The following is a 12,562-nucleotide window of genomic DNA, read 5'->3' on the forward strand; positions in this document are numbered from 1 at the left end:
TATGTGACATATTACTGAGGAGGTGAGGGATGCCGGACGTGATCGTCGTCGGCGCCGGCGTCGTCGGGGCCGCCTGCGCGTACTACGCGGCGCGCGCGGGCCTCGACGTGGCCGTGCTGGACCGCGGGCCGGTGTCCGGCGGGACCACCGGCGCCGGCGAGGGCAACATCCTGGTCTCCGACAAGGAGCCCGGGCCCGAGCTCGACCTGGCCGTGCACTCCAACCGCCTCTGGCGCGAGCTGGCCGAGGTCGCCGACTTCGAGTTCGAGGCCAAGGGCGGCCTGGTCGTCGCCGAGACGCCCGAGGTGCTCGCCCAGCTCACCGCGCTGGCCGCCAAGCAGGACGTCGAGCACACCGTCGCCGCCGGCTTGCACGCCTACGAGCCGCACCTGGCCGGCGGGCTGGCCGGCGGGGTGTTCTACCCGCAGGACGCCCAGGTGCAGCCCATGCTCGCCGCCGCCCGGCTGATCCGCGCCGCGCAGGACAACTACGGCCACGGCGCGCTCCAACTGCGCACCGGCGTCGAGGTGCGTGGTGTGCGCGTCGAGCGCGGGCGCGTCACCGGCGTGCGCACCTCCGCCGGCGACATCCTGGCCGGAGCCGTGATCAACGCCGCCGGCACCTGGGGCGGCGAGGTCGCCGCCCTGGCCGGGGTCAGCCTGCCGATCATGCCCAGGCGCGGCTTCATCCTGGTCACCGAGCCGCTGGCCGAGCCCCTGGTGCGGCACAAGGTCTACACCGCGGCCTACGTGACCAACGTGGCCAGCGACAACGCCGGGCTGGAGACCTCCGCCGTGGTCGAGGGCACGCCCGCCGGGACGGTCCTCATCGGGGCCAGCCGCGAGCGGGTCGGCTTCGACCGCACGCTCTCGCTCACCGTGCTCAAGCGGCTGGCCGCCCAGGCCGTGGCGCTCTTCCCGGTCCTGCGGGAGCGGCGCGTGATCCGCACCTACTGCGGCTTCCGCCCCTACTGCCCCGATCACCTGCCGGTCATCGGCGCCGATCCGCGCGTGCGCGGGCTCTACCACGCCTGCGGGCACGAGGGCGCGGGCATCGGCCTGGCGCCGGCCACCGGCGCCCTGCTGGCCCAGCTCCTCAGCGGCCAGTCGCCCGCGCTCGACCTGCACCCGTTTCGCCCCGACCGTTTCGAGGACGCATGAACCAGGACGGATTCGAGATCACGGTGGACGGCCGTCCCGTGCCGGTGCGCCCCGGGCAGAGCATCGGCGCCGCCCTGCACGCCGCCGGCATCCGCTCGTGGCGGCGCACCCGCTTCGGCGCGCGGCCCCGCGGCCTGTTCTGCGGCATCGGCGTCTGCTTCGACTGCCTCCTCAGCGTCAACGGCGCACCCGAACAACGCGCCTGCCTGGTGGAGGCCCGGCCCGGAGACTCGGTGAGCACCTCATGACCGGCACCATGACCGGCAACATGACCGGCTACGACCTGCTCGTCGTCGGAGGCGGCCCGGCGGGCGTCGCCGGCGCGCTGACCGCGGCCCGGGCGGGCCTGCGCGTCGCCCTGCTCGACGCCGGCCCGCGCCTGGGCGGCCAGTACTTCCGCCACCTGCCCGGCGCCACCGACGGCAAGCTCCACCACGGCCTCGACCGGTTCCTCCGGCAGAGCGACGCCCTGCACGCCTCGGCCGACGTGCTCCTCGGACACCGGGTCTGGACGATCACCCGCGACCCGGCCGGCTTCACCGTGCAGGCGCTGGCCGGCGAGCGTGAGGAGGAACCGGTCGCCCTGCGCGGCGCGGCGGTGCTGATCGCCACCGGCGCCCACGACCGGCCCCTGCCCTTCCCCGGCTGGGACCTGCCCGGCGTGCTCACCCCCGGCGGCGCGCAGGCGTTGCTCAAGGGACACGGCGTCGCCGCCGGGCGGCGCGTGGTCGTCGCCGGCACCGGCCCGTTCCTGCTCCCCGTGGCCGCCGGGCTGGCCCGCGCCGGGGTGAAGGTGGCCGCGGTGCTGGAGGCCTCCGGCGGGCTCGGCCTGGCCAGGCACCCGGTCCTGGCCGCCGCCAAGGCGGGCGAGGCGGCCGGGTACGCCGCCACCCTGGTACGGCACCGCGTGCCGTACCGCACGAGAAGCGCGGTGGTACGGGCGCACGGCGACGATGAGGTCACCCACGTCACCGTCGCCCGGCTGGACCGCGACTGGCGCGTGCGCTCCACCGAGACCGTCGAGTGCGACACCGTGGCGGTCGGCTACGGCTTCCTGCCGCAGATCGAGCTCGCCACCCAGCTCGGCTGCGCCAGTGCCAACGACGCCGACGGCAGCCCGATCCTCACCGTGGACCAGGAGCAGCGCACCAGCGTCCCGGGCGTCTACGCGGCGGGCGAGCCCGCCGGGGTGGGCGGCGCGGCACTGGCCGAGATCGAGGGCCGCATCGCCGGTCACGCGGTCGCCGGACTCGCCGTCCCCGAGCACCTGCTGCTGCGCCGTACCAGACTGCGCTCCTTCGCCCGCGCGCTGCAGGAGGCCTACCCCGTGCGGCCCGGCTGGCAGGACTGGCTGGCCGCCGACACCCTCGTGTGCCGCTGCGAGGAGGTGCCGCTCAGCGCCGTCCGCGAGGCGCAGGAGCTCGGCGCCACCGACGCGCGCTCCATCAAACTGCTGGCCCGCCCAGGCATGGGCTGGTGCCAGGGCCGGATGTGCGGCTACGCCGTCTCCTGCCTCGCCGGGGAGGCGCCCCAGGCTCCCCGGCGTCCCGTCGCCCAGCCGATCACGCTCGGCTCGCTTGAGAGGATCTCCGATGACCAACCGCGTTAAGCCCTGGCAGGGCATCATGGTCGCCACGGCGCTGCCCCTGCGCGCCGACCTGTCGGTCGACTACGACGCCTACGCCGAGCACTGCCGGTGGCTGGTGGACAGCGGTTGCGACGGCGTGGTGCCCAACGGCTCGCTGGGCGAGTACCAGACGCTGACCCCCGAGGAGCGCGCCCGCGTGGTCGAGGTCGCGGTGGAGGCCGTCGGCGGGCGCAACGTGATGCCGGGCGTGGGCGCCTACGGCTCGGCCGAGTCGCGCCGCTGGGCCGAGCACGCCGCCTCGCTGGGCTGCGGGTCTGTGCTGCTGCTGCCGCCGAACGCCTACCGCGCCGACGAGCGCACGGTGATCGCCCACTACCGCGAGGTGGCGGAGGCGGGCGTGCCGATCGTGGCCTACAACAACCCCTTCGACACCAAGATCGACCTGACTCCGCGACTGCTGGCCACTCTGCACGAGGAGGGGCTGGCGGTCGCGGTCAAGGAGTTCACCGGCGACCCGCGCCGGGCCTACGAGCTGGCCGAGCTCGCCCCGGGCCTGGACCTGCTGATCGGCTCCGACGACGCGCTGCTGGAGCTGGCCCTGGCCGGCGCGGTGGGCTGGATCGCCGGCTACCCGAACGCGCTGCCGGTCTCCAGCGCCGAGCTCTACCACGCCGCCCTCGCCGGTGACCTGGAGACGGCGCTGCCGCTCTACCGCAAGCTGCACGAGCTGCTGCGCTGGGACGCCAAGACCGAGTTCGTCCAGGCGATCAAGCTCTCCATGGACCTCGCCGGCCGCTACGGCGGCCCGTGCCGCGCGCCGCGGCTGCCGCTGCTGCCCGACATGGAGACCTCGATCCGCGCGGCCACCGAGAAGGCGCTGGCGGAGGGGCTGCGATGAGGACCAAGCGCGTCTTCCACGCCGTCGACTCCCACACCGAGGGCATGCCCACCCGGGTGATCGTCGGCGGCGTCGGGGTGATCCCGGGCGCCTCGATGGCCGAGCGCCGCATCTACTTCCGCGACAACTACGACCACATCAAGCAGTTGCTGATGAACGAGCCGCGCGGGCACGCGGCGATGAGCGGCGCCATCCTGCAGCCGCCCACCCGGCCCGACGCCGACTGGGGCGTGCTGTTCATCGAGGTGTCCGGCTACCTGCCGATGTGCGGGCACGGCACCATCGGGGTGGCGACCGTGCTGGTCGAGACCGGCATGGTCGAGGTGACCGAGCCGGTCACCACCGTGCGCCTGGAGGTGCCGGCCGGGCTGGTCGAGGTGGACGTGGCCGTGGACGACGGCCGGGCGATGGCGGTCACGCTGCGGAACGTGCCGGCCTACGCCGACCGGCTCGACGCCTCGGTCGAGGTGCCGGGCTTCGGCGCCATCCGCTACGACCTGGCCTACGGCGGCAACTTCTACGCCATCGTCTCGCTGGACGACTACAAGCTGCCCTTCGACCGGGCCGCGAAGAACGAGATCATCGCGGCCGGCCTGGCCACGATGGAGGCGATCAACGCCGCCGGCGAGCCCGTGCACGCCGAGGACGAGCGCATCCGCGGCTGCCACCACGTCTACTTCGCCGCGCCCGGCTCCACCGCCGAGCACTCCCGGCACGCCATGGCCATCCACCCCGGCTGGTTCGACCGCTCGCCGTGCGGCACCGGCACCAGCGCCCGGCTGGCCCAGTTGCACGCGCGCGGCGAGCTGCCCCTGGAGCGCGACTTCGTCAACGAGTCGTTCATCGGCACCCGCTTCATCGGCCGGCTGATCGGCGAGACCACCGTCGGCGGGCGGCCGGCCGTGCTGCCGACGATCACCGGGCGGGCCTGGGTCACCGGGACCGCCCAGTACTTCCTCGACCCGCGCGACCCGTTCCCCGAGGGCTTCATCCTGTGATCATCGAGACTGTCGACTACCACACCGGTGGCGAGCCGTTCCGGATCGTCACCGGTGGCGGGCCGGACATCCCCGGCGCTTCCGTGCTCGACCGGCGGGCCAACGCGGCCCGGCCGGAGTTCGACGCGGTCCGGCGGCTGCTGTGCCACGAGCCGCGCGGGCACGACGACATGTACGGCTGCTTCCTCGTCCCGCCGGACTCGCCCGGCGCGCACCTGGGCGTGCTGTTCTGGCACAAGGACGGCTACTCCACCGCCTGCGGGCACGGCACCATCGCGCTGGGCGTGCACGCCGTGCAGGAGGGCCTGGTCGAGGCGGCCGCCGACGGCGAGACCGACGTCGTCGTCGACGTGCCATCCGGCCGTGTCACGGCCCGGGTGCGGTGCTCCGGCGGGCGCGTCACCGGCGTCGTCTTCCGCAACGTCGTCTCCTCCGTGCTGGCCCGCGGCGTGCCCGCCGCCGGGGCCGAGGCCGACCTGGCGTACGGCGGAGCCGTCTACGCCTCGGTGCCCGCGGCCGCCTTCGGGCTCTCGGTGACACCCGGCGACCTGCCCGAGCTGATCGCGCTGGGCCGCCGGATCAAGGCGGAGCTGGCCGGGCACCCGGCCACCGCGCACCCGGAGGAGCCCCGGCTGTCCGGCGTCTACGGCGTGATCTTCCACGAGGAGCTCGGCCCCGGGCACCAGCGCAACGTCACCGTCTTCGCCGACGGCGAGGTCGACCGCTCGCCGTGCGGCTCCGGCACCGCCGCCCGGCTCGCGCTGCTGCACGAGGACGGCTTCGAGGGGCCGCTCACGCACGAGAGCATCGTCGGCAGCGTCTTCACCGGGCGGGTGGCCGAGGTCGTGGACGGCGGGATCGTGCCGGAGATCGAGGGCATCGCCTACCGGACCGGGCGGCACACGTTCGAGCTGGATCCTGATGACCCGATCGGCACCGGTTTCAGCCTTCGATGAGTGGTTTCGGGGGAATGAGTTCTATGCGGACCGGGGTGAAGCACCGCGCCCTTCGCTCCGGTTCGCCCGATCACTCCATACTTGGCACATGACCGCCGCCCTGCCGTACCTGGACGCCGACACCGTCACGCGCCTCGTGCCGGTGTCCCACGCGATCCAGGTCCTCGAGAACGCCCTGCGCGCCGGGCTCGACCCCGAGACCACCCCGCCGCGCTCGCACGTCGACCTGGCCGGCGGCCAGTTGCTCATGATGCCCGCCGGGGGACCGGCCTACGCCGGGGTCAAGATCGTCAGCGTCGCGCCGGACAACCCGCGGCGGGGGCTGCCCCGGATCCAGGGCACGTACCTGCTGTTCGACCGGGACACCCTCGCGCCGCTCGCCGTGCTCGACGGGGTCGCGCTCACCTCGCTGCGCACCCCGGCGGTCTCCGCGGTCGCCGTGCGGCACCTCGCCTCGCCCGACGCCCGCCGGCTGACCGTCTTCGGGACCGGGCCGCAGGCCTGGGCGCACATCACCGCCATCCGCGCCGTCCGGCCCATCGAGCACGTCACCCTCATCGGGCGCGACGTCGCCCGGGCCGAGGCCCTCGCCCACCACTGCCGCGCCCTCGGCCTCACCGTCGAGGCCGGGTACGGCGGCGCCGTCTCGTCCAACCTCACCACCTGGCCCACCGAACCCCTCCTCCCGGCTCCTTCGCCGGAAGGCCCCGCGGCCGGCCCGGTGGACGGCCCGCCGGGCGACCGGGAGAGGCCGAAGGTGGGCTCCCCGGGCAACCGCGTGTGGCCCCTGGACGAGCCGCGCCCGACCACCCCGATCCGCCGCCCCACCAGGCCCACCGGACGCGAGGTCACCCCGGCCCGTGCGGTGGCCGAGGCCGACATCGTGGCCTGCTGCACCACCTCCAGAAACCCGCTCTTCCCCGGTAAGCTCGCCCGCGACGGCGTCACCGTGGTCGCCGTCGGTTCCCACGAGCCCGACGCCCGCGAGGTCGACGACGATCTCGTGGCTCGTTCCACCGTGGTCGTCGAGGCTCTCGTGGCCGCGCTGGCCGAGGCCGGGGATGTGATCGTCCCTGTCCGGAACGGTACGATCACGACTGGTCATCTCGCCGGGAACCTCGCCGATCTGGTGGCCGGACGGGTGGTCGCCGGGCCGGGGCCGAGACTGTTCAAGAGCGTGGGCATGGCCTGGGAAGATCTGGTGGTCGCCGCGGCCGCCTACGAAGCGTGGCGCTGACGGAAGGATGTGCGGGATGCAGGGTCGGCTCGATCTGCCGATGGTCGGGGAGCGGCAGAGCCTGCGCGAGCAGGTGGCCGACGCGCTGCGCGCGGCGCTCATCACGGGCGAGATGCGTCCCGGGGTGGTCTACTCCGCACCCGTGCTCGCCGCCCAGTTCGGCGTCTCCGCCACGCCGGTCCGTGAGGCGATGCTCGACCTGGCCAAGGAGGGTCTGGTCGAGGCGGTGCGCAACAAGGGCTTCCGGGTGACCGAGCTGTCGGAGCGCGACCTCGACGAGCTGACCCAGATCCGCGAGCTCATCGAGGTCCCGACCGTCGCCCGGCTGGCCGATCCGGTCCACCACGCCGCCTTCGAGCGCATCCGGCCGATCGCCGAGGAGATCGTCGCCGCCGCCGAGCGGGGCGACCTGCTGGAGTACATCGACGCCGACCTGCGCTTCCACGTGGAGCTGCTGTCGCTGGCCGGGAACGCGCACCTGGTCGAGGTGGTGCGCGACCTGCGCAGCCGCGCGCGGCTGTACGGCCTGTCGCAGCTCGCCCAGCAGGGCACCCTCGTCGACTCCGCGCGCGAGCACCTGGAGCTGCTCGACCGGCTGACCGCCGGCGACGCCGAGGGCGCGCGGCAGCTCATGGGCCAGCACATCGGCAAGGTCCGCGGCATCTGGGCGAGCCCCGACGCCTGAGCGGGGCGCGGTCAGCGGCTGCGGGTGGCGCCCAGGCTGGCCGCGATGATGCACGTGATGGCCACCCACTGCTGCACCTGCAGGATCTCGCCGAGCAGCAGCAGCCCGATCATCGCCGCGGCCGCCGGTTCCAGGCTCATGAGCACCCCGAAGACCTGCTTCGGCATCCGCCGGAGCGCCTGCAGTTCGAGCGAGTAGGGGATGACCGAGGACAGCAGCCCCACCCCGAGCCCGATGAGCAGCAGTTCGGGGGTGAGCAGGTCGCTGCCGCCGGTGGTGATGCCGACGGGCGCGATGAACACCGCCGAGGCGATCATCGCGAAGGCCAGCCCGGTCGTGCCGGGGAAGCGGCTGCCCGCGGCGGCCGACAGCAGGATGTAGCCCGCCCAGCAGGCCCCCGCGACCAGCGCGAAGCCGATGCCGAGCCAGCTCACCGACGACGAGTCGCCCCAGGGCGCCATCAGCAGCACCCCGGCCGCCGCCAGCCCGATCCACAGCAGGTCGAGCCGCCGCCGGGAGGCGGCCACGGCGACGCCCAGCGGCCCGAGGAACTCGATCGCCACCGCGATGCCCATCGGCAGCCGCTGCAGCGACTCGTAGAACGACAGGTTCATCAGCGCGAGCGTGGCGCCGAAGCCCAGCCCGACCGCCCAGTCGCGCCAGGCCAGCCCCTTGAGCCGCGGCCTGGCCACGATGCCCATGATCAGCGCCCCGGCCGCGATACGCAGGAACACCACCGCGCTCGGCGGCAGCACGCTGAACAGCTCCTTGGCGAAGCCCGCGCCGAGCTGCACCGAGAAGATGGCCAGCACCACGAGCCCCGACGGCGGGATCGAGTCGGCCGCGTTGCGCAGCAGCGCGCCGGCCCGCGGGAGGCCGGACTTGCCGCCGTCGAAGGGGCGGTCGAGGGCGTTGACGGTCACCGGGCAGGCTCCTCACGAATGTCGGGAATGTCTGAGCCTACTCACCCGCTCCGACACAACCCGCACCCTGGGGCCCGCTTGACCCCCGCTTCACTCCCAGCGGAAGGTGCGGGCCGCGAGCCCGAGGGTGACGACCGTCCAGACCGCCAGGACGGCCAGCGGCCCCACCGGGAACTCCCCGGCCCCGAGCACGGCCCGCACGCCGGAGGTCAGCGCGGTGATCGGCAGCAGCGACAGCACCGGCTCGGCCGCGTCGGGGAAGGCGGCGACCGGGAAGACCACCCCGCCGCAGCCCAGCAGCACCAGGTAGACCAGGTTCGCCCCGGCCAGCGTCGCCTCCGCGCGCAGCGTGCCGGCCATCAGCAGGCCCAGGCCGCTGAAGGCCGCCGTCCCCAGCAGCAGGTACGGCAGAGCCGCCACGACCGCCCCGGCCGGCTGCCACCCGAGCGCGTAGGCGACCCCGACGATCACCAGCACCTGGAGCAGCTCGACCGCCAGCACCGCCAGCGTCTTGGCCAGCAGCAGCCCGCCCCGCGACAGCGGCGTGGCACCCAGCCGCTTGAGCACGCCGTAGCGGCGCTCGAACCCGGTGGCGATGGCCTGCCCGGTGAAGGCGGTCGACATCACCGCCAGCGCGAGCACGCCCGGGGCCAGGAAGTCCACCCGGCGGTCCGTGCCCACGTCCACCAGCGGCGCGAGGGAGAAGCCGACCAGCAGCAGGATCGGGATGATCAGCGTGAGCAGCAGCTGCTCGCCGTTGCGCAGGATGGCCCGGACCTCGGCGCCCGCCTGTGCGAGCACCATGCGGCCCAGCGGCGCCGCGCCGGGCGCGGGGGACAGGTCAAGCGTGGTCATCGCAGCTCCCGGCCGGTCAGTTCGAGGAAGACGTCTTCCAGGGTGCGGCGCTCGATGCTGAGGTCGTCGGCGGTGACGCCCTCGGCCGCGCACCAGGCCGTCACGGTGGCCAGCAGCTCGGGCCCGACCTGCCCCTCGATGATGTAGTGCCCGCTCGGCGACTCTTTGGCGGCGCTGCCGTCGGGCAGGGCGGTGAGCAGCTCCTCCAGCGCCAGGCCGGGCCGGGCGCGGAAGCGGAGCTGGCGCTCGGCGCCGGTGAGCGCGGCGGGCGTGCCCTCGGCGACGACCCGCCCGCGGTCGATGATGATCACCTGGTCGGCCAGCCGCTCGGCCTCGTCCATGTGGTGCGTCGTCAGCACCAGCGAGACGCCGGCCGCGCGCAGGTCGGTCACCAGGTCCCAGCACGCGCGGCGGGCCTGCGGGTCGAGCCCGGCGGTGGGCTCGTCGAGGAAGACCAGCTCGGGCCGGCCGATGACCGCCGCGGCCAGCGAGAGCCGCTGCTGCTGGCCGCCCGACAGCCTCCGGTAGGGCGTGCGGGCGTGCTCGTCGAGGCCCAGCCGTACCAGCAGGGCCTGCGGGTCGAGGGGGCGGGCGTAGAAGCGGGAGACCAGCCGCAGCCATTCGCCGCAGCGCATCGCGGGCGGCACGCCGCCGGCCTGGAGCATGACGCCCACCCGGGCGCGCAGCTCGCGGGCGGCCGGGTCGAGGCCGAGGATGCGGACCTTCCCGGCGTCGGCCTTGCGGAAGCCTTCGCAGATCTCGATCGTGGAGGTCTTGCCGGCGCCGTTGGGCCCGAGGATCGCCGTGACGGCGCCGCGCGCGGCCGACAGGGTGAGCCCGTCGACGGCGACGCGATCGCCGTAACGTTTGACCAGATCGATGACCTCGACGGCCGGGGAGTCCATGCCCACGAGTGTAAGGACACCCGGTCGTGGTCACCGCGTCAGGCAGCCTCGAACGCGCCTGCCGTACCGCTCGGGGGACCCGGCGGGATACCCAAGCCGGGCGTCCGTTTGGCGGGCCGTTGACCGCGAAGCGTGAAAGGGTGGTCACGTCACGAAGGAGGGTGGAATGTCAGAACGCAATGGCTACGCCCCCGGCGTTCCCTGCTGGGTGGATCTGTCGAGCACGGACACCGAGGCCTCGGCCCGGTTCTACACCGAGCTCCTCGGCTGGCGGGTGGAGTTCAGTCCCGATCCGGCCGCGGGCGGCTACGGGCAGTTCTTCGCCGGCGGCAAGGTCGTCGCGGGGATCGGCCCGACCTTCACCGAGGGCATGCCCTCGGTCTGGAACACCTACGTGGCCACCGACGACGCCGCCGCGGTGGCCGACCGGGCCAAGAACGCCGGCGGCCAGGTGGTCATCGAGCCCATGGAGGTCCTGGACCAGGGCACGATGGCCGTCCTGCAGGCCGCCGACGGCGGGTTCGTCTCCGTCTGGCAGGCCGCGGCCCACCACGGCGCCCAGCTCGTCAACGAGCCCGGCGCCTGGTGCTGGAACGAGCTCAACTCCCGCGACGTCGAGGCGGCCGAGCGCTTCTACCGGGACGTCTTCGGCTGGACCGTCGACGCCTCCACGATGGAGGTGCCGGGCCTCGGGCCCTACACCTACCGCTCCTTCCTCAGCGAGGGCCACCTGGTGGCGGGCATGGTGGAGATGTCGCCGAACTACCCCGACCAGGTGCCCTCGTTCTGGGTGCCGTACTTCGCCGTCGCCGACCTCGACGGCACCGTGGCCAAGTCGCGGGAGCTCGGCGCGAACGTGTTCATCGACCGCATGGACTCCCCGGCGGGCCCCTTCGCGCTGCTGCAGGACCCGCAGGGCGCGCTGGCCTACGTCATGGACCTCCAACGCACCGAATAACCCGAAATAGGGTAAAAAATCCGGAATATGGGATGACCGGATGGTGTTGAGATTCCTCGGCCCTCGCCGGGGCCAGTGACGGCTCCAGCGAGGGAGAGGTATTCCGCATGTCAGTGGCAGTAGAGGCCGCGTCCGCGAAGCGCACGGCCAAGGAACGCAGGGGACTGCTCCTGCTGATCCTGGGAGCGCTCTCGGCCATCGGCCCGCTCTCCATCGACATGTACCTCCCGGCGCTGCCGACCATCACCCACGAGCTGGCCACCGTGCCCGCGCAGGTCCAGCTCACCCTGACCGCCTGTCTCATCGGCGTCTCGATGGGCCAGATCCTCGCCGGCCCGCTCAGCGACAGCCGCGGCCGCCGTCTGCCGCTCCTGATCGGCGTGGGCGGCTACGCCGTCGCCTCGCTGCTGTGCGCCTTCGCGCCCAACGTCGGCGCGCTGATCGTGCTGCGCCTGCTGCAGGGCGTGCTGGGCGGCGCGGCCCTGGTCATCGTTCGCGCGGTGGTGCGCGACCTGTATGACGGCGCGGCCATCGCCCGCATCTTCGCCAACCTCATGCTGGTCAGCGGCCTGGCCCCGATCCTCGCCCCGATCGCCGGCGCCCAGCTCCTGGAGTTCACCTCCTGGCGCGGCGTCTTCGTCGCGCTGAGCATCGCCGGCCTGGTCCTGCTGGCCGTCACCATCCCGGGCGTGCGCGAGACCCTGCCCAGGGAGGAGCGCGTCCGCGGCGGCCTGGCCCCGACCGCGCGCACCTTCTGGCGGCTGCTGCGCGAGCGCACCTTCATGGCCCCCGCCCTGGCCTCCGGCCTCGGCTTCGCCGCCATGTTCGGCTACATCTCCGGCTCGCCGTTCGTGCTGCAGGAGGTCTACGGCCTCTCCACCGGCCAGTACTCGCTCGTCTTCGGCGCCAACGCCCTCGCCCTGACCATCAGCGCCCAGGTCGGCGGCCGGCTGGCCGGCCGCGTCAACCCCGGCAAGCTGGTCCTGGGCGGGCTGTTCGCCTCGCTGGCCGGCGGCCTGCTCGTGCTGGCCGCCGGGCTGACCGGTCTCGGACTGTACGGCGTGCTGGCCGGCCTGTTCGTCCTGATGGCCGGCGCCGGCCTGGTCATGCCCGGCGCGGGCGCCCTGGCCCTCGGCAGCCAGCCCTCCCAGATCGCCGGCAGCGCCAGCGCCCTGCTCGGCGTGCTGCAGTTCGCGCTCGGCGCGCTGTCGGCCCCGCTGGTCGGCCTGCTCGGCGGCGGCGCGGTGGCGATGGCGGTGGTGATCCTCATCCTCATGGGCGCGGCGTTCACCGCCTTCACCGTGCTCCGCCGAGTTAGGTAAGGCTACCCTGCGTGAGAAATTGCATTCCCGCTTCGTTTGGTGGCCGGGAAGTAATTACGGCACACTGATGTTGTGAA

Annotated in this window: 13 protein-coding genes; 10 read left to right on the forward strand and 3 right to left on the reverse strand. The window is 73.6% G+C overall.

All coding sequences use genetic code 11. The features are described 5' to 3' along the window. Positions 1 to 29: 29 nt before the first annotated feature. From AB0I67_RS32675 to AB0I67_RS32710, 8 genes are all read left to right on the forward strand, one after another. Positions 30 to 1,160, forward strand: a complete 1,131-nt coding sequence (locus tag AB0I67_RS32675; protein ID WP_357931426.1) for an FAD-dependent oxidoreductase — start codon at positions 30 to 32, stop codon at positions 1,158 to 1,160. After that, positions 1,157 to 1,408: a (2Fe-2S)-binding protein gene (locus tag AB0I67_RS32680; RefSeq protein WP_357931429.1), complete on the forward strand. Its 252-nt coding sequence runs from the start codon at positions 1,157 to 1,159 to the stop codon at positions 1,406 to 1,408. The genes AB0I67_RS32675 and AB0I67_RS32680 overlap by 4 nt, the downstream gene beginning before the upstream one ends. Then, positions 1,405 to 2,769, forward strand: a complete 1,365-nt coding sequence (locus AB0I67_RS32685) for an FAD/NAD(P)-binding oxidoreductase (RefSeq protein ID WP_357931432.1) — start codon at positions 1,405 to 1,407, stop codon at positions 2,767 to 2,769. Before AB0I67_RS32680 ends, AB0I67_RS32685 begins: the two co-directional genes overlap by 4 nt. Further along, a complete protein-coding gene (locus tag AB0I67_RS32690) occupies positions 2,753 to 3,646 on the forward strand; it encodes a dihydrodipicolinate synthase family protein (RefSeq protein ID WP_357931435.1) in 894 nt (297 codons plus the stop codon). The genes AB0I67_RS32685 and AB0I67_RS32690 overlap by 17 nt, the downstream gene beginning before the upstream one ends. Next, positions 3,643 to 4,644, forward strand: coding sequence for a proline racemase family protein (locus AB0I67_RS32695; RefSeq protein ID WP_357931438.1), 1,002 nt, complete (start codon positions 3,643 to 3,645; stop codon positions 4,642 to 4,644). The genes AB0I67_RS32690 and AB0I67_RS32695 overlap by 4 nt, the downstream gene beginning before the upstream one ends. Next, positions 4,641 to 5,600: a proline racemase family protein gene (locus AB0I67_RS32700; RefSeq protein ID WP_357931441.1), complete on the forward strand. Its 960-nt coding sequence runs from the start codon at positions 4,641 to 4,643 to the stop codon at positions 5,598 to 5,600. Before AB0I67_RS32695 ends, AB0I67_RS32700 begins: the two co-directional genes overlap by 4 nt. A gap of 88 nt (positions 5,601 to 5,688) precedes the next feature. Then, complete coding sequence (locus tag AB0I67_RS32705) at positions 5,689 to 6,837, forward strand: ornithine cyclodeaminase family protein (protein ID WP_357931444.1); 1,149 nt, start codon at positions 5,689 to 5,691, stop codon at positions 6,835 to 6,837. Between the two features lie 16 nt (positions 6,838 to 6,853). Next, complete coding sequence (locus tag AB0I67_RS32710) at positions 6,854 to 7,522, forward strand: GntR family transcriptional regulator (RefSeq protein ID WP_357931447.1); 669 nt, start codon at positions 6,854 to 6,856, stop codon at positions 7,520 to 7,522. Positions 7,523 to 7,533: 11 nt separating this feature from the next. Here AB0I67_RS32710 and AB0I67_RS32715 read toward each other — a convergent pair whose 3' ends face one another. The 3 genes from AB0I67_RS32715 to AB0I67_RS32725 all read right to left on the reverse strand — a co-directional run bounded on the left by AB0I67_RS32715 (position 7,534) and on the right by AB0I67_RS32725 (position 10,205). Then, a complete protein-coding gene (locus tag AB0I67_RS32715; protein WP_357931450.1) occupies positions 7,534 to 8,445 on the reverse strand; it encodes an EamA family transporter in 912 nt (303 codons plus the stop codon). A gap of 90 nt (positions 8,446 to 8,535) precedes the next feature. Next, a complete protein-coding gene (locus tag AB0I67_RS32720) occupies positions 8,536 to 9,300 on the reverse strand; it encodes an ABC transporter permease (protein WP_357931453.1) in 765 nt (254 codons plus the stop codon). Beyond that, positions 9,297 to 10,205: an ABC transporter ATP-binding protein gene (locus AB0I67_RS32725; protein ID WP_357931456.1), complete on the reverse strand. Its 909-nt coding sequence runs from the start codon at positions 10,203 to 10,205 to the stop codon at positions 9,297 to 9,299. Before AB0I67_RS32725 ends, AB0I67_RS32720 begins: the two co-directional genes overlap by 4 nt. A gap of 166 nt (positions 10,206 to 10,371) precedes the next feature. On the opposite strand from AB0I67_RS32725, the gene AB0I67_RS32730 reads away from it, so the two are divergent. Beyond that, positions 10,372 to 11,163, forward strand: coding sequence for a VOC family protein (locus AB0I67_RS32730; protein WP_357931459.1), 792 nt, complete (start codon positions 10,372 to 10,374; stop codon positions 11,161 to 11,163). Between the two features lie 107 nt (positions 11,164 to 11,270). Further along, a complete protein-coding gene (locus tag AB0I67_RS32735) occupies positions 11,271 to 12,485 on the forward strand; it encodes a multidrug effflux MFS transporter (RefSeq protein WP_357931462.1) in 1,215 nt (404 codons plus the stop codon). Positions 12,486 to 12,562 lie beyond the last annotated feature (77 nt).

It is taken from the genome of Nonomuraea sp. NPDC050310, from assembly GCF_040655795.1.
In the GTDB taxonomy this organism is placed as follows: domain Bacteria; phylum Actinomycetota; class Actinomycetes; order Streptosporangiales; family Streptosporangiaceae; genus Nonomuraea.